The sequence below is a fragment of the Endozoicomonas euniceicola genome, from assembly GCF_025562755.1.
Classification (GTDB): domain Bacteria; phylum Pseudomonadota; class Gammaproteobacteria; order Pseudomonadales; family Endozoicomonadaceae; genus Endozoicomonas_A; species Endozoicomonas_A euniceicola.
On sequence record NZ_CP103300.1, the window covers coordinates 4,064,573 to 4,084,996 of the forward strand.

General features: G+C 48.7%; 22 protein-coding genes. 13 read left to right on the plus strand and 9 right to left on the minus strand.

Going from position 1 to position 20,424, the window contains the following annotated elements:
* Positions 1-60: 60 nt before the first annotated feature.
* The 8 genes from NX720_RS16495 (at position 61) to NX720_RS16530 (ending at position 7,148) form a co-directional block, all read left to right on the plus strand.
* Positions 61-2,784 carry a M16 family metallopeptidase gene (locus NX720_RS16495; RefSeq protein ID WP_262595986.1) on the plus strand — a complete coding sequence of 908 codons (2,724 nt, stop codon included), beginning with the start codon at positions 61-63 and terminating at the stop codon, positions 2,782-2,784.
* Entirely contained in the window at positions 2,784-3,794 is a 1,011-nt protein-coding gene (locus NX720_RS16500) for a putative transporter (protein ID WP_262595987.1), read from the plus strand. The genes NX720_RS16495 and NX720_RS16500 overlap by 1 nt, the downstream gene beginning before the upstream one ends.
* Entirely contained in the window at positions 3,784-4,416 is a 633-nt protein-coding gene (locus NX720_RS16505; RefSeq protein WP_262595989.1) for a MotA/TolQ/ExbB proton channel family protein, read from the plus strand. Before NX720_RS16500 ends, NX720_RS16505 begins: the two co-directional genes overlap by 11 nt.
* A gap of 4 nt (positions 4,417-4,420) precedes the next feature.
* Positions 4,421-4,855 (plus strand): ExbD/TolR family protein, encoded by a 435-nt coding sequence (locus NX720_RS16510; RefSeq protein WP_262595991.1) that lies wholly within the window; start codon positions 4,421-4,423, stop codon positions 4,853-4,855.
* Positions 4,852-5,679: an energy transducer TonB family protein gene (locus tag NX720_RS16515; protein ID WP_262595993.1), complete on the plus strand. Its 828-nt coding sequence runs from the start codon at positions 4,852-4,854 to the stop codon at positions 5,677-5,679. The genes NX720_RS16510 and NX720_RS16515 overlap by 4 nt, the downstream gene beginning before the upstream one ends.
* A 213-nt stretch (positions 5,680-5,892) precedes the next feature.
* Entirely contained in the window at positions 5,893-6,162 is a 270-nt protein-coding gene (gene dhiT / locus NX720_RS16520) for a type II toxin-antitoxin system toxin DhiT (RefSeq protein ID WP_262595995.1), read from the plus strand.
* Positions 6,163-6,170: 8 nt separating this feature from the next.
* Positions 6,171-6,470, plus strand: a complete 300-nt coding sequence (locus tag NX720_RS16525; protein ID WP_262595996.1) for a DUF2442 domain-containing protein — start codon at positions 6,171-6,173, stop codon at positions 6,468-6,470.
* A 75-nt stretch (positions 6,471-6,545) separates the two neighbouring features.
* Complete coding sequence (locus NX720_RS16530) at positions 6,546-7,148, plus strand: LysE/ArgO family amino acid transporter (RefSeq protein WP_262595998.1); 603 nt, start codon at positions 6,546-6,548, stop codon at positions 7,146-7,148.
* A 173-nt stretch (positions 7,149-7,321) separates the two neighbouring features.
* Here the strand turns inward: NX720_RS16530 and NX720_RS16535 are convergent, their stop codons facing one another.
* Positions 7,322-8,002 carry a fructose-6-phosphate aldolase gene (locus tag NX720_RS16535; protein ID WP_262595999.1) on the minus strand — a complete coding sequence of 227 codons (681 nt, stop codon included), beginning with the start codon at positions 8,000-8,002 and terminating at the stop codon, positions 7,322-7,324.
* 210 nt (positions 8,003-8,212) lie between these two features.
* Here NX720_RS16535 and NX720_RS16540 point away from each other — a divergent pair, with 210 nt between their 5' ends.
* From NX720_RS16540 to NX720_RS16550, 3 genes are all read left to right on the plus strand, one after another.
* Positions 8,213-9,112 carry a glycyl-radical enzyme activating protein gene (locus tag NX720_RS16540; RefSeq protein WP_262596000.1) on the plus strand — a complete coding sequence of 300 codons (900 nt, stop codon included), beginning with the start codon at positions 8,213-8,215 and terminating at the stop codon, positions 9,110-9,112.
* Positions 9,113-9,114: 2 nt separating this feature from the next.
* Positions 9,115-11,538, plus strand: a complete 2,424-nt coding sequence (locus NX720_RS16545; RefSeq protein WP_262596002.1) for a formate C-acetyltransferase/glycerol dehydratase family glycyl radical enzyme — start codon at positions 9,115-9,117, stop codon at positions 11,536-11,538.
* Between the two features lie 144 nt (positions 11,539-11,682).
* Positions 11,683-12,426, plus strand: coding sequence for a DeoR/GlpR family DNA-binding transcription regulator (locus NX720_RS16550; RefSeq protein WP_262596004.1), 744 nt, complete (start codon positions 11,683-11,685; stop codon positions 12,424-12,426).
* A gap of 9 nt (positions 12,427-12,435) precedes the next feature.
* Here NX720_RS16550 and hisD read toward each other — a convergent pair whose 3' ends face one another.
* The 3 genes from hisD to NX720_RS16565 form a co-directional block, all read right to left on the minus strand.
* Entirely contained in the window at positions 12,436-13,749 is a 1,314-nt protein-coding gene (gene hisD / locus NX720_RS16555; RefSeq protein ID WP_262596005.1) for a histidinol dehydrogenase, read from the minus strand.
* Between the two features lie 2 nt (positions 13,750-13,751).
* Positions 13,752-14,390, minus strand: coding sequence for an ATP phosphoribosyltransferase (hisG, locus tag NX720_RS16560; protein WP_262596007.1), 639 nt, complete (start codon positions 14,388-14,390; stop codon positions 13,752-13,754).
* Between the two features lie 192 nt (positions 14,391-14,582).
* Entirely contained in the window at positions 14,583-15,755 is a 1,173-nt protein-coding gene (locus NX720_RS16565) for an RNA-guided endonuclease InsQ/TnpB family protein (RefSeq protein ID WP_262595932.1), read from the minus strand.
* A gap of 65 nt (positions 15,756-15,820) precedes the next feature.
* Between NX720_RS16565 and tnpA the strand changes: the two genes are divergently transcribed.
* On the plus strand, positions 15,821-16,249 hold the full coding sequence (tnpA, locus tag NX720_RS16570) for an IS200/IS605 family transposase (protein WP_262595289.1): 429 nt from the start codon (positions 15,821-15,823) through the stop codon (positions 16,247-16,249).
* A 120-nt stretch (positions 16,250-16,369) separates the two neighbouring features.
* Entirely contained in the window at positions 16,370-17,134 is a 765-nt protein-coding gene (locus NX720_RS16575) for a hypothetical protein (protein WP_262596009.1), read from the plus strand.
* Between the two features lie 83 nt (positions 17,135-17,217).
* On the opposite strand, the gene murA is transcribed toward NX720_RS16575, so the two are convergent.
* The 5 genes from murA to mlaD all read right to left on the minus strand — a co-directional run bounded on the left by murA (position 17,218) and on the right by mlaD (position 20,419).
* On the minus strand, positions 17,218-18,480 hold the full coding sequence (murA, locus tag NX720_RS16580) for a UDP-N-acetylglucosamine 1-carboxyvinyltransferase (protein WP_262596010.1): 1,263 nt from the start codon (positions 18,478-18,480) through the stop codon (positions 17,218-17,220).
* A 23-nt stretch (positions 18,481-18,503) separates the two neighbouring features.
* On the minus strand, positions 18,504-18,746 hold the full coding sequence (locus NX720_RS16585; protein WP_262596011.1) for a BolA family protein: 243 nt from the start codon (positions 18,744-18,746) through the stop codon (positions 18,504-18,506).
* A gap of 202 nt (positions 18,747-18,948) precedes the next feature.
* Positions 18,949-19,269 carry an STAS domain-containing protein gene (locus NX720_RS16590; protein ID WP_262596012.1) on the minus strand — a complete coding sequence of 107 codons (321 nt, stop codon included), beginning with the start codon at positions 19,267-19,269 and terminating at the stop codon, positions 18,949-18,951.
* Between the two features lie 3 nt (positions 19,270-19,272).
* Positions 19,273-19,944, minus strand: a complete 672-nt coding sequence (locus NX720_RS16595; protein WP_262596014.1) for an MlaC/ttg2D family ABC transporter substrate-binding protein — start codon at positions 19,942-19,944, stop codon at positions 19,273-19,275.
* A gap of 13 nt (positions 19,945-19,957) precedes the next feature.
* On the minus strand, positions 19,958-20,419 hold the full coding sequence (gene mlaD / locus NX720_RS16600) for an outer membrane lipid asymmetry maintenance protein MlaD (protein WP_449757770.1): 462 nt from the start codon (positions 20,417-20,419) through the stop codon (positions 19,958-19,960).
* Between the last annotated feature and the right edge of the window lie 5 nt (positions 20,420-20,424).

Here is a 20,424-nt window from a genome sequence, read left to right on the forward strand (position 1 = left end):
CGCTTCTGAATGCTCTTCATCGGACACTCCTCAGGTATTCACATTAAACGCCTGATCTTTATGCTGTTTCTGCTATCTTGCGCTGGTTTAAAAGCTGATATTTCCACACCTCTTTTATGGGATGAGGCGTTAACGGTTCGAGTGCTGGACAACGGTTTCCGCTATATCGTTTACAACAGCGAAAAAGACAGCGACCCTTTCAATTTAAGGCTGATTGTTCATGCGGGTTCGGTGGATGACGAACTTCGGGGGATGGCGCATAACACCGAACATATGGTGTTTCGCACCAATGCCGCCTACGGTGACAGCATTCACAACTATCTCGACAGAATTGGCTGGCGATCCGGCTTTCAGGTAAACGCCCTGACCCGCCAGAGCGAAACGCAGTTTATGGTGCGCACAAGACCCAATGATGCCCTGAACCTGAAACAGTCTGTTGCCTTCCTCGCCAACATCGCCTTTAACGCCAGCCTCCTTGACCGGGACTGGCAGGTGGAACGACAGGTGATACTGGAAGAGATGCGACTGGGGGACAACCTGGCTGGCCGGGTCAATGAGCTGAAAAAAAAGGTGGTTCGCAACCGGTCCCGTTATGTTGACCGCCCGGTTATTGGCCTGAAGAAAGACATTGAGGCAACCACTGTTGATGATATCAGGGCGTTCTACCAGCGGTTTTACGTACCTGCCAATATGACATTAATTGTGTCAGGTAATATCGACCTGAATGTTCTGGAAAGTGCAATCAGGGACACCTTCGGCAAACAGCCGTTCACTCCAGCACCAAAGAGAAACTACGTGGAGCTGCCCCTGTCAGAACAGCTGTATATCGGCAAAGTTCAGGATAACCATGGAGTGTCGTCTGTTGTCACAACAGGTTTTCGCAGCCCCCTCGAACCCTACACAACGGTAGAAGGGTTGTACCAGCGCTTCCAGAACTATTTCCTGCGTAAACTCGCCTCCCGGCAAGTCAGACAACAGCTGTCTTTTTATGAAGAAGCGGAGGTAAACTCCCTTTCCCTGGTCTTTAAAGAATCAACAAACCAACGTCTCGTACTGGCAATGGCGGCACGCACACCAGACCATGCTGCCGGGCTGAAAGCGGTACTGACTGAAGTCGAACGATTAAAGCAAAACGGTCTGAGTCGGGAAGCTTTCCAGCAGTTAAAAGCTGAGGCCAGGCAATCCGTCGCACGCAACCGTCAACTGGTTGGCCAGAGAAATTTCCAGCAGTGGGAAGACAAAATCACCACCGCCGTTTTTCAGAAGGGTATTCTTGAGGATTACAACATCCGGGCAAAACGCACCCTGCAATGGATCGATGACCTGACCCTGAGCGAACTGAATGACCGGCTGACGGAACTGTTATCAGCGGGTGACCAGTTTATTTATTACCAGATACCCGGTGGCACTCACAGAGACCTGCCGTCGCAACAACTGGCCAAAGCCACAAAGGCACGGCTGTCAGCCGAGACACTGCCACTTGCGCCTGCCTCCACTCAGAAAACGAAAAAAGAACAGATAGAAGCCGTGAAAGAACCGGTTGAGATTCACTGGCCTGCATGGAAAAAGCCTGTGGAACCGCCATTGGCTACTAAAAAAGTCTGGCCGGAAACCAGCGTCAGACAATGGACGCTGGACAACGGCTACTCAGTCGTCTGGCTGCAACAGCCCACCAGCGACAACAAACTCTATATCCGGGCTATAGACAACAGTGGCTACCTGAACAGCCATACCCCGCAATGGCTGAGCAAAGCCGCCGTTCAGGTTTGGCAACAGACAGATCTGTCCTTTGTTCCCGCAGCAGAATTAAAGAAGTGGGGGGAACACAGTGGCATTGAGTGGTTCTGGGCGCAAAAAGCATATCAGCTGGACCGGGGAGCCGTGATTAAGCCCGACGGACTGAATGAGCTGATCAGGCTTTTCGCTGCACGCCAGTCGCTGTGGCAACTCAATGACTCCGATTTTGAGCAAGTGCTGGAAAGCCTTTCAACCAGTATTCAGACAATCGACCAGCCCGAGCAGGCACTCAACACTTTAGAGTCACTTAATCTCCCTGAATTCAAAGACATAGTGCGCAGTTTTGCCCAACAACCCGCCACCATTTACATGGTTGGTGATATCCCGGAAGCACAGATCACCGAAGCGGTTCTGCCCTGCCTTGCCGCACTGGAAACCAGTCAGCCTTTTGTTCCGAATGCGCCCCGGCCTCTACAGGGCTCTGAACGTCAAGTGACTTATATTTATCAACAGGAAAAAGCGACAGTGGCTATTAACGGTCGCAAAACCCTGCCATGGAAGCCTGAAACCAGCTTCTACATTTCTGCTCTTAACCCGATTATTCAAAAAGCCCTGCGCAATGAACTTCGGCATAAACTGGGTGGCGTTTACCGGATTGAATTCGAAATGCAGCTGAACCAGAACGACCAGTTAACCACCCGACTGGCGTTCACTACCGGGCCCGGACGCGAGGAGGAGCTGATCAATGCCTCAGAATCGGTACTTTCAAATCTGGACAAAGTGATTGCTAACGAAAACCTTGAACGAATTCGTGACGACATTAATTTTGCTGAAAGCCTGCGCCTTGAAGACCCGAATACCTGGCTGCGAAGACTGATATTAAGTTTTGAACGCTACCAGTCACCCCGCTATCTGCAAACCATGAATCAGCTCAGTCAGTCGATTAATGCCAGACAACTGACGTCACTGGCCGGGCAAATCTTCCCCCTTGAACAACAAAATATTTTTATTGGCTTACCCGTTAACAAGCAAACATCGGTTGAATAATGTTTAGAAGTTTTTTTCTGGATGCCCGCTGGCGTCTCTGGGCCTGGGCTGGCAGCCTTACCATCATCGTAGCTACCTGGTGCCAGGTTCAGATAGACCTTGAGATCAATGACTGGTTTGGTGCGTTCTACAATGCCATTCAGGAGGCACTGGCAAACCCCGGTTCCGTGACAGAAGCTGAACTGCTCATGCACCTGCTGACCTTCGCCAAAATTTCAGCCGTCTATGTTGCCATGATGGTGTTGCTGGAGTTTTTGATTCGTCACTATATTTTTCGCTGGCGTACGGCAATGCATGACTATTACATGCAGCACTGGAGCCGCGTAAACCATATTGAAGGGGCGTCACAGCGTATTCAGGAAGACACCATGCGCTTCGCTCAGATTGTTGAACGGCTGGGGGTCTCACTGCTGCGTTCCGTCATGACATTTCTGATGTTTCAACCCCTGCTCTGGGAACTCAGCAAAAAAATCAACCAGGTGCCATTCATTGGGCATGTTGACCATGTGCTGATTTACACCGCCATTCTGACCTCGGTGATCGGTACGGCTCTGCTGGCACTGGTAGGTATCAAGCTTCCAGGGCTGGAATTTAATAACCAGAAAGCCGAGGCTGCCCTGCGTAAGGAGCTGGTATTGGGTGAAGACGACAATGGTCGTGCAGATCCGGAATCCATGAAAGAGTTGTTCCTGCGTGTCCGGAAAAACTATGTGGCGATGTACAGACACTACCTGTATTTTGATATCACCAAGTGGTCTTACCTGCAGCTGTCCTCCATTATCCCCTACGTTGTCCTGGCACCGACACTGGTGTCCGGAGCCATCACTCTGGGCGTCATGCAGCAGATTTTGCGCGCCTTTAAACGTGTTGAAGGCTCCCTGCACTATTTGATTAACAGCTGGTCAACCATTGTTGAATTAATGTCTGTTTATAAACGACTGAATAGTTTTGAAATGGAAATCAAACGTTCTTATACACCTGCTCCAGAGGTTGAATACAGTGCTGGCTGATAGTTTATCCATCGCAACCGCCATCCCGTTGCTACTTTGCTCCGTCTTTGCCCTGGCCATCGCCATTGAACGCATTGGCTTCGTCCTGACCCGAAAAGGGCTGAGCCAACACCAGAAACAGGCGGTACTCAGTGCCCTGAATAAACATCACACCGGCGACGCACTGGCGACACTGAAGGCATCGCCCACCAGTTATCAGTCCGTTATTGAGGAAATGGTTAACCACTGTGACAACAGCAAGGCGATTCGAGATGAAGCGATTCAGATTATGCTGGTACGCTATGCTAATCAGCTGCAAAAGCGAATGTCAGGTTTAATCACCATTGCCTCACTGGCCCCGATGCTGGGTTTGCTGGGAACGATTATCGGCTTGATGCGCTCTTTCAGGGATATTGGCCTTTCTCAGGGCCCCGTTAACCCCTCTATTGTTGCCGATGGACTCTGGCAGGCATTAACCACCACCGCCGTCGGGATGGTGATTGCGGTGTTCTGCGTGTTTCTGCATGCACTCATCAATTCACGCATTCGCCATCATCTTGCTGATGCAAAAGACTTGCTGAATCTGTTTTCCCATAGTCTGGAGCTGAAGAGTGTTTGTAAAAGCAGCCAGCCAGCAGGGTAAATAAATGATTGATATTCCAGAGTCTGAAAAAAACGTTTCGGTTCAGGACGCCATGACGCCAATGATAGACGTCATTTTTTCTCTGATTGCGTTTATGATGCTCATGATCAACGCCCCCTTGATGAACATGAAAGTAGAGCTTCCTGAAACGGAGCCGGAAGTCGCCTCTGCCGCACCTATGGAGAAGGAGGTCGTCACCATTACCATAGACCCGACTATTAAGGGCTGGTTATTGAATGAAGAGAAAATCAATAGTGACGAGCAACTCAAAGCGAAGCTGGCAGCATTGTCAGCAGAACACGGCGACCAATTCAGTATTGTCGTGAACAGCGACAAACAAGCCCCTGTTCAAACGATGGTCAACCTGTTCGCTATTTTGCAGTCTATGAAACTGGAAGTCGCTCATCTTGCACTGGAAGCCGGGGGGAACTCAACTTGACGAACCCGTTGCCTTCCGGTGCGTTCTCCAGCAAGGTTATTCTCTCTCTGTCTTTGCACGTTATTGTGGCGGCGGGCTTCTGGAAAATGAACGTCACGCCCCCGGTTCAGGCCAGTTTTTCAGACAGTCTGGTTATTAGTTCTGGTATGCAGGCGGCGATGGCAGGCGCTGCCGCTTCACAGGCCGTTTCTGAAATTCTTCCAACACCTGAACCCAAAAAAGACACGCCCGTTGAAGATGACGAAGCAGAGGAGCTCCAGAAAGAAGAGCAGAGTATCGAAGAACGCCCCCCGGAAAAGGTGGTAGAGAAAGAGCTACCCAGCAAAAACAAGAAGGAAAAGGAGAAGGAAAAGGAGAAGGAGAAGGAGAAGGTTGAAGAAGAAAAAACTGAACCGGAACCTCAACCTGAGCCTGAACCGAGAGTGCAGCAGCCAGCATCCATAGCATCCGATAGCGGCCACCAGGGCGTAAACGGTTTTCGGGATACAGAGCCGGATGAAAAAGATACCGGGCTGGGTCAGCTAGCTGGCGGCTCAGAGCAGGAAGTCTTTGATGCTTCGGTTCGCAGGCATCTGCTGGCAAAAAAAGTAACGCCCCGCACACTGAGGCGCAAACGCCAGTCGGGTACAGTAACGGTTGAGTTCATCATCAATCGCCAAGGCCTGCTGCTGGAGCAGCGCATTGCACGAAGTTCAAGGTTAAGAGCCTTTAACCGGGCTGCAATGAACCTTGTTGAACGGGCAGAGCCCTACCCCGAAGCACCAGAATCGACAGACTGGAACCAACGGCAGTACACGATCAGAATTACGTACAAGATTGATTGACTCTTATAAAACGACTTTTGTCGTATGTTAGATGGTAAGTTAAACTGCGATGTTGGGTGATCCTTACTCCTTGTGGCTTGGGAGGGGCGAAGCTGTGAGGCTTCGCCCTGTTCCGGTTATTTATTCAAACAGACTTGCAAGGCTACGATTTTGCTGATAAGAAATCATTAATAAGGTATAATCAGCAAAAATGTTCACCATTGAGATTCATAAATGCCAACGTTATCAATGTTTTACGGTTTGATTATTCGGATGTATTACTTCGACAATCAGCAACACAACAGGCCACATATTCATGTTCATTTCCAAGATCACAGTGCAATTATTGAGATTCCTACAGGAACAATACTGGAAGGTGAGCTCCCTAAAAACAAACAAAAACTTGTCGATGCCTGGATAGAAATCCATAAAGAAAGCCTTCTGGCAAATTGGGAATTAGCCATTAACGGTGATTCAGTATTCAAAATTGATCCTTTGAAATAGGTGTGCTTATGAACCCTAAAGTTAAATCAGTAAGAGCAGTAGAAGATTACAAGCTAATCATTGAATTCTCTAATAATGAATTTAAAGAGTTTGATGTTACTCCTTTTTTAGATAAAGGTATTTTTACAGAACTGAAAAATAAAAGTTACTTCAAACAAGTAAAAGTTGCCTTTGGCTCTATCGAGTGGCCGAATAAACAAGATTTCTGCAAGGATACGCTTTATTTACTAGGCAAGTCAATTTCTACCCCATTAATGTTACAAACCAATAAAACAACAGCCTCTCATATCACTAATGGTTCCAAATGACTGCGCCGTCAGCGCAGCATCTGGACCTGATTAGGCACTTCAATTACATTATCATTTCAACAATAAGAAAATTTTATGTCTACCTTTCTTTCCGGTTTTTCACTTGGATTATCTTTAATACTCGCAATCGGTTCTCAAAATGCCTTTGTCCTTAAACAAGGTATAAAAAACCACCATCTATTTATCGTCTGTTTAGTGTGTTCCATTTCTGATGCTATTTTAATCACATTAGGCATCACCGGTTTTGGAATAATTGTGAAAGAGATTCCAACAATAGAAATAATTGCTCGCTATGGTGGAGCAGTCTTTTTGTTTATTTATTCCCTCATCAGTTTCAAATTAGCATTAAGTGAAAGTCAATCTTTAAAACCAGAAGGCTCATCAGAAACATCTCTATTAAAGACAGTGATCGTATGTTTAGCCTTCACATGGTTAAACCCGCATGTATATCTTGATGCAGTTATTCTTTTAGGCTCTATATCAACTCAGTATCAACCCTACCAGCTCGTTTTTGGCATAGGTGCTGTTACGGCATCATTCATATTCTTTTTTATTTTGGGCTATGGAGCCAAAGTACTTGCTCCAGTTTTTCGCAACCCGTTAGCATGGAAAATCCTGGAGTTCATTATTGGGACAGTAATGCTATCAATAGCAATTTTTCTAATCAGAGGCGTATAAAACACCTGACGAATAAAGATAGGTAGCGCGCAGCCACAATCCTATCCGGCTACTGAACAAAGGTTCAACAGCCGGTTTTGCTACATGTCTCTGGCGCACGGATGAGCCAGACGGACGTTAACTGCTTTCGCTATCCAAAGGCTGGGATAGTTGAGAAGGCTTAACTTTCAAACTCAGCTTTCAAATGAAAGCTTTTCACCAAACTGATTTTTCCAGTCACAGGTAAACTGCTCAACCGCAGGCTCTACTGAAGGGTGCGCCAGCATCTGTGCGGCCACATCTACCGGCAAAGTAATCGCCCCGATACCCAGTTTCATAACGTCCATCGCCTGCTGTACATTTTTAAAGCTGGCGGCCAGTATCTTTGCATCCAGCTGATGACGCTCAATAAGCGTCTGTAAGTCAGCGACCACTTTCACGCCATCGCCGTTTATAGCGTCAATGCGATTAACGTAGGGAGCGAGATAGTCAGCTCCGCACAGTGCTGCCATAAAGCCTTGCTGGGCGCTGTAAATCGCCGTCGCCAATACCGGGATATTCTCTTTTTTGACTTCTTTTATGGCTGCCAGACCCGCTTCAGTCGCTGGTATTTTTACCACAATGTCATAAGGCAGCTCTGCGATCTGGCGCGCTTCTGATACCATATCCTTCACTTCGGTACTCACTACCTGAGCATGGAACCGTGGCGAGCCTCCCATAGCGTTCTGCAGTGCCTCAAGCGTTCCTCTCAACCCTGCGCCAGCCTTAGCCAGTATCGTTGGATTGGTGGTCACTCCTTTCAGGGGAAAGCACTGGTTAAAACGGGCTACCTGACCAACATCCGCAGTATCCAGATAAATCTCAATCATCGTCATTACTCAAATAGTAAAACCTGAAGCAATTATAGTTTTGGCGAGGCAAAAAACTATTGACCTGGGTCAATATGATCTTCGTATGAAAGCTGGATAATTGCGAACGAAAGAAGCCATAGAGTCACCAAAGAAACCTTTAAGCCAGTTCATAAGGTGACCGTTCGCAACGGTTGTTCGTAAGAGTAGTGGCTGCCTGCAACAGGGTGATTAGACATGTATTTTAATATCCAGCGATTTTCAACCCACGATGGTGACGGGATTCGTTCCATCCTTTTCCTGAAAGGGTGCAGCCTGAAATGCAGCTGGTGCCAGAACCCGGAAAGTCTGTCCAGAAAACGATCACTGTTGTTTGATGAGCGTACCTGTCTTACGGATTGCAACCTATGCGAGCAGGGCTGTCCGGCTATTCACCGGGAAGGTGGCATTCTGAAAATAGACCGTCCGGCCATTAAACAGGATCAGCTGATCGCACTGGAATCCATTTGCCCCACGAAAGCACTGACAGTCTGCGGAAAAGAGGCGAATGCAGACGAACTCTTTGACCAGTTGATGAGAGATAAAGCCTTTTACGACCAGAGCAATGGCGGAGTGACGTTTTCAGGGGGAGAGCCTCTGACGCAACCGGATCTGGTAGAAAATCTGGCAAGCCGATTACAGGCTGAAGGTGTCTCCTGCGCCATGGAATCCTGTCTGCATGTCCCCTGGAAATATATTGAGCGAGTTGCGCCTTTTATTGATTGCTGGCTGGTTGACCTGAAGCATACGGATGAACATAAGTTTAAAGCGTGGACAAAAGGGTCAATGTCGCTTATCAAGGATAACTTCCGAAAACTGGCCCGAATCGCCCGCCGCATAGTGATCCGTGTACCCGTTATACCTGACTTCAACGACACGAGTGATGAACTAAAATCAATTATCGACTTTGCCGAATCGTTGGAAAACTGTCGTGAGCTTCACCTGCTGGCCTACCACACCCTGGGCATGAGCAAATACCAGTTGCTGGGTCTGCCTTATCAATGCTCAGAGTCCCCCCTGAACAAACCTGAGCTGCTGCAGAACGCACAGACTTACGGCCACAAACACACAAAACTCAAGGTAACACTTGGAGGTTGAGCATGAACCTGAACCATCTTGCCGATCGAATCAAAGCGCACAAACAGGCGCTTGTGAACATCGTTACTCCGCCGATTTGTACCGAGCGCGCAGAAGCTTACACCCGCATCTATCAGGCTCATGAAGACAAACCGGTTATCGTAAGGCGTGCCCTGGCGCTGCAGGAGCACCTGCGTACGCGCTCTATCTGGATCAAACACGACGAGCTGATTGTGGGCAACCAGGCCAGCAAGGTTCGTGCAGCCCCCATCTTTCCGGAATACACCGTTCGATGGATTGAAGCGGAAATTGATGACCTGGCAGACCGCCCCGGCGCAGGCTTTGCCGTTACAGAGGAAGACAAGGAAGCTATCCATGGCATAACGCCCTACTGGCGCAATAAGACCGTACAGGATCGTTGCTTTGGGTTGTTTACCGATGAGCAGCAGGCGATTCTGGAAACCACCATCATCAAGGCGGAAGGTAATATGACGTCAGGTGACGCTCACCTGGCCATCAATAATGACAAGCTCCTTGAACTGGGACTGGACGGGCTGATCGAAGAAATTCGCCAGCATCAGGCCAATAACGATATCGCTACCTTTGAAGGCTTGAAGAAAGCACAGTTTTATAAGTCCACAAACATTGTACTCTTAGCCATTCAGGAGCATATACAGCGTTATAGTCAGCTGGCTCAGACGATGGCAGAAACCGAACAGAGAGCATCCCGCAAACAGGAGCTTGAAACCATCGCCCGCAACTGTCAGCACATTGCCCACCAGCGTCCGGAAACATTCTGGCAGGCACTGCAACTGTGCTACTTCATTCAACTGTTGCTGCAAATTGAGTCCAACGGTCACTCCGTATCACTGGGCCGGATGGACCAGTACCTGAACGACTTTTACTGTCGCGATGTTGAAAACCATACCTTGCAGAAAGAGTTTGCCCTGGAGCTTTTGCAAAGCTGCTGGCTGAAACTATTGGAAGTCAACAAAATCCGCTCAGGAGCGCATTCAAAAGCGTCAGCCGGTTCGCCGCTTTATCAGAATGTCTGTATCGGTGGTCAGAAATTAAACGACAGTGGAGAGCCTGTTGATGCGGTTAATCCACTCTCATGGGCGATTCTGGAGTCCTGTGGACAACTGAGGTCAACTCAACCCAACCTGAGTGTCCGTTATCATAGCGGCCTGGACCAGTCGTTCTTAATGGGCTGCATTGAAGTGATCAAGTGCGGCTTTGGCATGCCAGCCTTTAACAATGATGAAATTGTTATTCCCGAGTTTATCAAACTGGGGGTAGAGCGTGCCGACGCTTACAACTATGCCTCCATTGGCTGTATCGAAACCGCTGTACCGGGCAAATGGGGTTATCGTTGCACCGGCATGAGTTTTATGAACTTTGCCCGGATGTTACTGGCTGCGCTTAATGAAGGTGTCGACGCAACCTCTGGCAAAGCCTTTTTGAAACACGACAAGTCCCTGGCAAAAGGCAATTTTGAAAACTTCGGGCAAGTCATGTCGTCCTGGGCTGACCAGGTTCGTTATTACGCTCGCAAGTCCATTGAAATCGACACCGTGGTTGATAGCGTCCTTGAGCAACAGGCTCAGGACATTCTGTGTTCTGCACTGGTAGACGACTGTCTGCAACGAGGCAAAACCGTTAAAGAAGGCGGGGCGACCTATGACTGGGTTTCTGGTCTGCAAGTCGGCATAGCCAACCTTGGTAACAGCCTGTCAGCCATCAAACACCTGGTGTTTGACCAGCCTCAGATTAGCCAGCCGGAACTGGCGAAGGCTCTGGCGGACGATTTCAGTGGTTCTGAAAATGAGCAGTTGCGTCAGCGACTTATTAATTTCGCCCCTAAATACGGCAATGATGATGACGCTGTGGACAACCTGCTGAGCGAGGCTTATCAGGTCTATATTGATGAGCTGAAAGGGTTTGTGAATACCCGCCACGGTCGTGGACCTGTGGGTGGTGGCTACTACGCCGGTACTTCCAGCATTTCAGCGAACGTACCCTTTGGCGCGTCCACCATGGCAACACCGGACGGACGCAAGGCCAGAACACCACTGGCAGAAGGTGCCAGCCCGGCTTCTGGTTCTGACCAGCTGGGACCTACCGCTGTTTACAACTCCCTTGGCAAATTGCCTACCGGCCAGATTCTTGGCGGTGTTCTGCTTAACCAGAAACTGTCGCCTGCGGCAGTCGCCACAGAATCAGACAAGTTAAAGCTCTCAATGCTGATTCGCACTTTCTTTAACCACCACAAAGCCTGGCATGTTCAGTACAATATCGTCTCAAGAGACACGTTACTGGCAGCGAAGGAAAACCCTCAGGATTACCGGGATCTGGTGGTGCGCGTGGCCGGTTATTCAGCGTTCTTTACCGCACTTTCGCCTGATGCCCAGGATGACATTATTTCGCGCACGGAACATCAGCTTTAAGGCTTCTGGCTTTTGGCTTCTGGCTTCTGGCTTCTGGCTTCTGGCTTCTGGCTTCTGGCTTTTGGCTTTTGGCTGTTCATACCAACAGCTAACAGCTAACAGCTAACAACAGTATAATCCACTATTTTTCAGGGAGTTGTGTCTGTGAATTCGAGACAGCAGCAAATTACGCAGATTGTAAACGACAATAAACGGATTTCTGTTTCAAAACTTTCAGAGATACTCGGTGTTTCAGCCGTTACGATCAGGCACGATCTCAACTTGCTGGAAAGTGAAGGGCATCTTAAGCGAACTCATGGTGCCGCTGTCTCGCTAAACAATGATGACCTTGACTCCAGGCTTGAGGTGCGTTTTGACACCAAACAGAAACTGGCACGTGTAGCGGCTGAACAGGTAGAACCTAATGAAGCAGTCATAATTGAGGGAGGCAGCGCCAACGCTCTGGTGGCAAGACTCCTGGCGGAGCGTGGCGATGTCACCATTATTACTCCATCGTCTTATATTGCGCACCTGGTTCGCCACACGTCAGCCAATATCATTCTGCTGGGTGGTATCTACCAGCATCAGGGAGAAAGCGCCGTTGGGCCATTGACCAAACTCTGCATTGACCATACGCATTTCAGTACCGCGTTTATTGGTATCGATGGATTTGACATAACTTCCGGATTTACCAGCCGGGATATGATGCGGGCTGATATAGCGAAGCATATTATCAGCAAGCAACGTCGAAATATTATACTGACCGACTCCAATAAGTTTGGAAGTATCCATTCTACGTCGGTAGTCGATGATATGAATGATATTTCAATGTTGATCACCGACTATGACGCGCCTGAAGGCGATATTTCGTTTATTCGTTCTTCAGGCATAGAGACTGTTTTAGTATGAAACGCTGCGTTACTTCTTAATCCTGAATTCAGCCGACCGGGCATGAGCCGTTAACGATTCCCCCCGGGCCAGCACCGAAGCGACTTTGCCCATTTCAGAAGCGCCCTTGTCTGAAAAATGAATCAGGGATGAGCGTTTCTGGAAATCATAAACCCCCAGAGGCGAAGAAAACCTTGAAGTTCCCGAGGTAGGCAGCACATGATTGGGTCCTGCACAGTAATCCCCCAGGGCTTCAGCGGTATGACGCCCCATAAAAATGGCACCGGCATGCCGGATATCCGGCAGCAGGGCTTCCGGGTTTGCCACAGACAACTCCAGATGTTCCGGCGCAATACGATTAACCACATCACAGGCGGCTTTCAGATTGGGCACATGAATCAGGGCTCCACGGTTATTGATGGAAGCTTTAATAATCTCACTGCGCTCCAGCCCCTGTACCAGATGGTTCATGCAGTAATCAACTTCATGCAGAAATTCAAGATTATCGGAAACCAGAATGGCCTGAGCGTCTTCATCGTGTTCAGCCTGAGAGAACAAGTCCATGGCAATCCAGTCAGGATCGGTTAACCCGTCGCAGACCACCAGAATCTCTGAAGGCCCCGCAATCATATCAATACCCACCTGACCAAAAACTTCCCGCTTTGCAGTCGCCACATAACTATTTCCCGGCCCTACAATCTTGTCGACCCGTGGTACGGTCACTGTGCCATAAGCCAGGGCTGCAATCGCCTGAGCCCCGCCAATGGTAAACACTTTATGTACACCCGCCAGGGCGGCGGCGGCCAGAACCATATCATTGATCACGCCATCCGGCGTTGGCACCACCATAATAATTTCTTCCACACCCGCCACCCGGGCAGGAATGGCGTTCATCAATACCGATGAGGGGTAGGTTGCCTGACCGCCCGGAACATACAGCCCGACACGATCCATTGGCTGTACCTTCTGACCAAGTCGGGTGCCATTGCGTTCTTTGAACGACCAGGATTCCTGTACCTGTCGTTCATGGTAAGTACGAATTCTGGCGGCAGCGGTTTCCAATGCATGGCGCTGTTCGTCAGAAATGGACTCTAACGCATTGTGCAACTGTTGCTTACTGATGATCAGCTCATTCATGGAGCTGGCAGATACACGATCAAAACGACGAGTGTAGTTCAGTAGTGCCCAGTCACCCCGTCTGCGTACAGCGGTAATGATTTCCTTAACAGTGTCGTAAACCTTTGCATCGGATACGTTTTCCCAGGCCAGGAGATATTCAAGCTGTTGTATAAAGTTCTGATCGTGATAATCCAGACGGGCAGGTTTCAGTATTTTTGTTGTCATGGTTAGCGTGTCTCCTGAACGGCGTGGGACATTTGAGCAATTAACTGGCTGACAGCGTCGTGCTTAACCTTCATGGAGGCCTTGTTCACCACCAGCCGTGAAGAAATCGTTCTTATCAGGTCTCTGGGTTCAAGGCCATTCGCACGGAGCGTGTTGCCGGTATCCACCACATCGATAATGATATCAGCCAGACCCACCAGCGGTGCCAGCTCCATTGAACCGTAAAGTTTAATGATGTCTGCCTGCCGACCAATAGAAGCATAGTATTGCTTGGCGACATTGACGAACTTGGTCGCTACCCTGATTCTTTCCCCAGGTTCAGGGGCACCGACTTTGCCTGCGGTCATTAACTTGCAGCGGGCGATGTTCAGATCCAGCGGTTCATAGAGCTCTGTGGAGCCGTGTTCCAGCAGTACATCCTTGCCTGCAACCCCCACATCCGCTGCACCGTATTCCACATAGGTGGGTACATCACTGGCACGCACAATCAGCAGGTTCACGTCTGGATGGGTGGTGGGAATAATCAGCTTACGACTCTGACCAGGATCTTCTGTCAGTTCGATACCGGCCGCCTTAAGCAAAGGCAAAGTGTCTTTTAGGATGCGCCCCTTGGAGAGAGCAATGGTTATCTGACTGGACATCTTGATCAGGTTTCCTTATTAATTATTCCGCCCTGAAGAGTCCGTAGTTTACACGAAGTTATCAATTAAGTTGTTTAAAAAAACTGAGTATCGGGTTATAAGCAGTATTTATGCCAAAAGAGGATATATTCAATACACTTATTTATTTTGGTGTGACTGCTCCCCGCCCTATCGGGTGAGGCTTCTGATTTCTTAGGCAGCAACCGACAGTCTGCCGGATTTACGCAAGCCTCCATCAGCAGAAACGGACAGTCCTTCCGCCTTTAATTTCAATATGCCTTGCTTCTTGATATTGCGAGCTGCATTAATATCCCGGTCATGGATAGCACCACAGCTACACTCCCATGATCGGATTCTCAATGGCATTTTTTCCTGTTTCAAATCGCAGACTGAGCAAGTTTTAGAGGATGCAAACCACTGGTCTATCTTCACCAGATGTTTACCTTCCTGCTTTGCCTTGTATTCGAGTTTGGTTATCAGTGAGTGCCAGCCAGCATCAGCAATAGAACGAGCAAGACGCTTGTTCTTGAGCATGTTTTTAACTTTCAGTGTCTCCACAATCACCGCTTGGTTTTCGTCGATGAGTTGTTTTGATAGCTTATGCTGAAAATCATTACGGGCAAAGGCTACACGCTCATGCGCCTTTGCCACCAATAAACGGGCTTTGTGCCTACCTTTTGAGCCTTTCTTGCAGCGAGATAGAGCCTGTTGTTTTCTTTTCAGGTTACGTTGTGCTTTTTTCAGAAAGCGAGGATTGCCAGTCTTATGGCCGGTACTGGTGATAGCCAGATCAGTAATCCCCATATCAACACCGACAACCTGATTAGCTTCAAGATTATCAATCTGTTTTGGTTGTTCCTGGGTATCATCAGCCAATATGGAGGCAAAATACTTGCCGGTTAGCGTTCTGCTCAGGGTGATAGACTTCACCTTACCCACTATTTCACGATGCACTTTAGCCCTTATGGGCTTGCACTTGGGGATTTTTATCCCGTTATCGCCCACAGAGACAGACGTACAATGGTAGCTACTTTGCTTGCCATGCTTTTTCTTGAAGCGAGGAAATCTTGCCTGCAATTTGGGATTGAAAAAGTTTTGAAAGGCCGTATCCAGATTGATAGTGGCCTGTTGCAGTGCAATAGAGTCAGCGTTTTTCAGCCATGAGTACTTTCGGCTTTTCTTGGCTTTTGCCAGCAAGGGCTTCAGGTGTTTTTTGGGAGAAAGGCTCTGCCCACGAACCTTGTAATAATGAACCTTAATAGCCAGGGCCTTGTTCCATACGAACCGCACAGCATCAAACTGACGGTCGAGAAATTCCGCCTGCTCTGATGTTGGATAGATTCGTACTTTGGTGGCTCTCAGCATGGAACGTTATTTCAGTGCTCATTAATATAAATTTTATATTACAGGTATTTGAAAGAGGTTTTCAAGTGAGCGCACGCAATAAAGATTTGCTTAAAGGATATCTTCGCAAACGACATAGCGTTACCAAGCTGGTTGTTCATTTGGTGTTCACGACAAGGTACAGGCGAAAGCTTTTTGATGGCTATATGATCAAGCAGTTACGGGAGTCGTTCGAGAGTGCATGTGAAAAACTGGAATGCCAGTTACTTGAAATGGATGGCGAAAAAGATCACGTACACCTGTTGGTGGCCTACCCACCAAAACTGGCTATCAGTGTCATGGTAAATAATCTCAAATCAACATCATCAAGACGGTTGCGAATGCTGAATACCCACCTTACTGCTCAGAGCAAAGCAGGCTTAATGTGGTCAAGGTCTTACTTTGCTTGCAGCGCTGGCGGTGCAACTATCGAGACTCTGAAGGACTACGTTAATAGCCAGAGTACACCAGATTGATGGCGGAAGGCTCTGCGTCTTCCCGTCTTATATCCCCGCCCGCATTGGGCGAGGGTTTACGACGATTTTGCTAAAATCACTTCGCTGATTAATGGCTCTATTCATTCTGGAAATTAAATCATGGCCGCTCTCAAGTCATCCATCCTGACAATTTTATTATTAATTTGCACAACCTTAGTATTAAAAGCTCAAGCCGGAATCGAAAACAGTTTTAATATAAAGATTAAAGAAAACCACTTCAACGCCAAGGTAAAAGTAGAAATAAAAGACGGTTACAAACTACTTGTCACAGAGTCAACAAATGATTCAGGAATTACAGAGCGAAGGGATGCTTTTCTCCATTCCAGCGGCAATAGCGGTACTCTGGAGATTGAAGGCTTACCAACAAGCACGACCTCACATACCATAACACCATTTCGTGTTCTTACCCACAGACTGCTGTCTGAATTTTCTAATAGATTCTCTTCAACCAGACATGATCTTAAGAGTCATTACATAATGTTACCAACGGGTTATATATACACAGGTACTTATGACATCCGGGGTCCAATACAATATTTAAACGTGACTAGAAGCGATGAAAACCCTAACCTTTTTGATATAAGCGGCCTGCTGATGTTGGACGACCATGGGAATACAAATAACAGCCCGATATTCGGTATAGACGTGAGCGTCAGAGGGCATATCGAAATAACCCCGGATGGCAATCTGGAACAGTTTGTTTTGAATTCTTCAGACTCATCATCATTATTAGGCCTTAATATTACGCTGGATAACATAACAGGCCAGAATCAGGGGGATGAACAATATGTGCCTGATGGCTTGAGCGGCTCAAGCGTTACAAGGTGTGGTTGTATCAATTCATCCCGCGCACAAGCACAATAAGCTGGCATTATCACCGCAAGCTCCCTGGTTTTCAGAAGCCAGCACAAGGCTGGCTTCTTTACTGCTTACAGGTAATCCGGCACTTATCCCGCAACCCGGCGAATACTTGCGCCCAGCTGTTGCAGTTTCTCTTCAATACATTCGTAACCACGGTCAATATGGTAAATACGTTCAACCTGAGTGTCGCCTTCCGCCACCAGGCCGGCGATTACCAGGCTGGCAGAAGCACGCAGATCCGTCGCCATCACCGGAGCGGCTTTCAGGCCATTCACCCCTTTGATGATCACAGTGTTGCCTTCAACCACCACATCAGCGCCCATGCGCTTCATTTCCTGAACGTGCATAAAGCGGTTTTCAAACACGGTTTCAGTAATATGGCCGGTGCCTTCCGCAATGATATTCAACGCTGTGAACTGCGCCTGAATATCGGTAGGCATCGCTGGATAAGGTGCGGTTTTCAGGTCAACGGCCTGTGGCCGCTTACCTTTCATATCCAGCTCAATCCAGTCTTCACCCCACTCAACGCAGGCGCCGGCTTCACGCAGCTTCAGCAGAATGGCATCAAGAATATCGGGCTGGGTGTCTTTCAGGCGAACACGACCACCGGTAGCTGCTGCGGCAATCAGGTAAGTACCGGTTTCAATACGGTCAGGCAGTACAGAGTAGGTACAGCCGTTCAGGCGTTCAACACCCTGAACACGAATAGTGTCGGTACCCGCCCCTTCAATTTTGGCGCCCATGGTCATCAGGCAGTCAGCCAGATCCACCACTTCCGGCTCACGGGCAGCGTTTTCAATAATGGTTTCCCCGTCTGCCAGACAGGCCGCCATCAGAATGTTTTCAGTACCGGTTACCGTAACGGTATCCATCAGGATGCGGGCACCTTTAAGACGATCCTTGATGCTCGCCTTGATGTAACCGTCCTCTACAACGATATCCGCGCCCATCGCCTGCAGGCCACGGATGTGCAGGTCTACCGGACGACTGCCAATCGCGCAGCCACCGGGCAGGGAGACTTCAGCACGGCCAAAACGCGCCAGCAGCGGCCCCAGTACCAGAATGGAAGCCCGCATGGTTTTCACCAGCTCGTAAGGGGCTCGCAGCTGCTTGATAGTACTGGCATGGACTTCTACGTTCATGCGTTCGTCCACCATGAGGTCTACGCCCATGCAGCCAAACAGCTCAAACATGGTCGTGATGTCGTGCAGGTGAGGCAGGTTGCAAACCGTTACCGGATCGTCAGCCAGCAGAGTCGCAGCCAGAATAGGCAAAGCGGAGTTCTTGGCGCCGGAAATCCGGATTTCGCCGTCCAGGCGATTACCGCCTGTAATGATCAATTTATCCATCAGGTTCCACCAGGGCCCTTCAATTAACTGTTGCGCTGCTGCCATTCAGCCTGTGTCATGGTTACCATGGTCACCGCATGAATCTCACCGCTGGCAATCATTTCATTCAGGTGCTGATACACCATTTGCTGGCGTTTTACTGGCATGGCACCCTGAAATTCGTCACTGATAATGGTCAGGCGAAAGTCACAGCCCTCCCCGTCAACCAGAACCTCAGAACCATGAATTTTCTCTTCCAGCAGCGCCTTCACCTGGGTGGCTAGCATGCACTTTCCTCGTAGCAACAGCCATGGAAACCGCCAGATTTATCAAAGCATTAGACGTATGTCCGCAAGAGCCTATCGACTGGATTCCATGAATCATAAAACAGTTAACAAGCCTGTCATTTGAACAAATACAGGCTCGGGGCAAATCGGGCAATGATATATGACCTCCCGATCAGCCACAAGCACCGGTCGGTCAAACCAGTCAGCAGTTCGAACAGGAGGACGCTTCCAGCAGCTCATCGATACCACAGACCTTGGCAAGGGCCTGCAGTTCCTCAGGGATGCCAGAAAAGCAGAAAGTCGAGTGGTAGTTTTCAGCCAGCCGTATCCAGGACAGACAAATGGACAGGGTAGCACTGTCACCCTTGTGGAGTTCCTGCAGGCTTATCCGGACGGAAGACTGGCCGGCTTGCAGTTCGTTCTGTAGCAGTTTGCGACCGTTTTCTTCCACCACAGCCGCGTTATCAAAGGTCACTATTCCCTTGAGAGCGTAGTGACCCGGTTCAAGGCGTTCCAGTGGCATCGGTTATTTACCTGTTTTTATGTCTTTGCCCCGCATGATCTCTGCCCAGTTATCCACCACTGTCTTAACCTTGCCATAACGATCTACAGCGTCGGCAAACTGGGTCTGGAACTGCTTGGCGATATTGATACCATCCACCGTAATATTGCGCAGTTTCCAGCGGCCGTCGGTGTGTACCATGGAATAGAAAATATCAACACTGCGGGTACTGGTTCTGACGCTCATCTTGACAGGAATACGGCTGACATCGCCGGCAATGTACTTTTTCAGCTGGCTTTCAGAGGTTTTATCCACCGATTCAATAGTCAGGCGGGTGTCGTCCAGTGCCAGCAGGGCATTGCCGTAAAATCTTAACAGACTGTCTTTGAAAGTGGCTTCAAACCTGTCCACCTGATCGGGGCTGCGCCGGGTGTATTTGCCCATGACATAACGGGCAATCTGGTCAAAGGCCACCACCGGAGATAACAGACGATCCACCTCTTTAATAAAGCCTTCCCGGTCTTTTTTGTATTCTTCTTTATTTTTGTCGAACAGGTTAAGCAGGTTCCGGGTAATTTTCTCCACTTCAATCTCAGGAGGCTGAATCTGCGGTGCCGCAAAAGCTGTCGATGTCAGCAATAAAACAGCCAGCCCAAAGAAGAACTGCCTGATTGAGATAATGATTGCTTTATTCATAGTGTCCTCCTGTCTATTTACTGTCCTTATTCACTGCTCCGAGAAGGAACTTGCCAATCAGTTCTTCCAGAATAACGGCTGACTGGGTATCCTCAAAAAGTCCGCCATTCTTGAGGTAGTCTTCGTCCCCACCAACACTGATGCCAATATATTTCTCTCCCAGAAAGCCTGCTGTCACAATGGATGCCGTACTATCAACCGGAATGTTGTCGACATCGGCGTTAATTTCCATATCAACCCGCGCCATATAAGTATGTTTATCCAGGCTGACCCGTGTGACTTTTCCGATAGTCACACCCGCCATAGCCACTTTAGCCCTGGGCTTCAGAGCACCGGTGTTATCAAACATGGCGTGTACCTGGTACGTTCTGTGATCCGTACCTAATGATAAACCACTGACTTTTAATGCCAGTACGATCAGAGCCAGAACACCGGCAATCATAAAACCGCCAACACTGATTTCTACTGTTTTCATCCTCA

What these genes read in the sequence shown, in the direction of transcription:
- NX720_RS16500 (WP_262595987.1), top strand. Translation starts at nt 2,784, where the DNA reads ATGTTTAGAAGTTTTTTTCTGGATGCCCGCTGGCGTCTCTGGGCCTGG.
- NX720_RS16525 (WP_262595996.1), top strand. Translation starts at nt 6,171, where the DNA reads ATGAACCCTAAAGTTAAATCAGTAAGAGCAGTAGAAGATTACAAGCTA.
- NX720_RS16495 (WP_262595986.1), top strand. Translation starts at nt 61, where the DNA reads ATGCTGTTTCTGCTATCTTGCGCTGGTTTAAAAGCTGATATTTCCACA.
- hisG (WP_262596007.1), bottom strand. Translation starts at nt 14,390, where the DNA reads ATGTCCAGTCAGATAACCATTGCTCTCTCCAAGGGGCGCATCCTAAAA.
- NX720_RS16585 (WP_262596011.1), bottom strand. Translation starts at nt 18,746, where the DNA reads ATGCTAGCCACCCAGGTGAAGGCGCTGCTGGAAGAGAAAATTCATGGT.
- NX720_RS16535 (WP_262595999.1), bottom strand. Translation starts at nt 8,002, where the DNA reads ATGACGATGATTGAGATTTATCTGGATACTGCGGATGTTGGTCAGGTA.
- murA (WP_262596010.1), bottom strand. Translation starts at nt 18,480, where the DNA reads ATGGATAAATTGATCATTACAGGCGGTAATCGCCTGGACGGCGAAATC.
- dhiT (WP_262595995.1), top strand. Translation starts at nt 5,893, where the DNA reads ATGCCAACGTTATCAATGTTTTACGGTTTGATTATTCGGATGTATTAC.
- NX720_RS16595 (WP_262596014.1), bottom strand. Translation starts at nt 19,944, where the DNA reads ATGAATAAAGCAATCATTATCTCAATCAGGCAGTTCTTCTTTGGGCTG.
- NX720_RS16565 (WP_262595932.1), bottom strand. Translation starts at nt 15,755, where the DNA reads ATGCTGAGAGCCACCAAAGTACGAATCTATCCAACATCAGAGCAGGCG.
- mlaD (WP_449757770.1), bottom strand. Translation starts at nt 20,419, where the DNA reads ATGAAAACAGTAGAAATCAGTGTTGGCGGTTTTATGATTGCCGGTGTT.
- NX720_RS16530 (WP_262595998.1), top strand. Translation starts at nt 6,546, where the DNA reads ATGTCTACCTTTCTTTCCGGTTTTTCACTTGGATTATCTTTAATACTC.
- NX720_RS16545 (WP_262596002.1), top strand. Translation starts at nt 9,115, where the DNA reads ATGAACCTGAACCATCTTGCCGATCGAATCAAAGCGCACAAACAGGCG.
- NX720_RS16540 (WP_262596000.1), top strand. Translation starts at nt 8,213, where the DNA reads ATGTATTTTAATATCCAGCGATTTTCAACCCACGATGGTGACGGGATT.
- NX720_RS16510 (WP_262595991.1), top strand. Translation starts at nt 4,421, where the DNA reads ATGATTGATATTCCAGAGTCTGAAAAAAACGTTTCGGTTCAGGACGCC.
- NX720_RS16575 (WP_262596009.1), top strand. Translation starts at nt 16,370, where the DNA reads ATGGCCGCTCTCAAGTCATCCATCCTGACAATTTTATTATTAATTTGC.
- NX720_RS16590 (WP_262596012.1), bottom strand. Translation starts at nt 19,269, where the DNA reads ATGCCACTGGAACGCCTTGAACCGGGTCACTACGCTCTCAAGGGAATA.
- hisD (WP_262596005.1), bottom strand. Translation starts at nt 13,749, where the DNA reads ATGACAACAAAAATACTGAAACCTGCCCGTCTGGATTATCACGATCAG.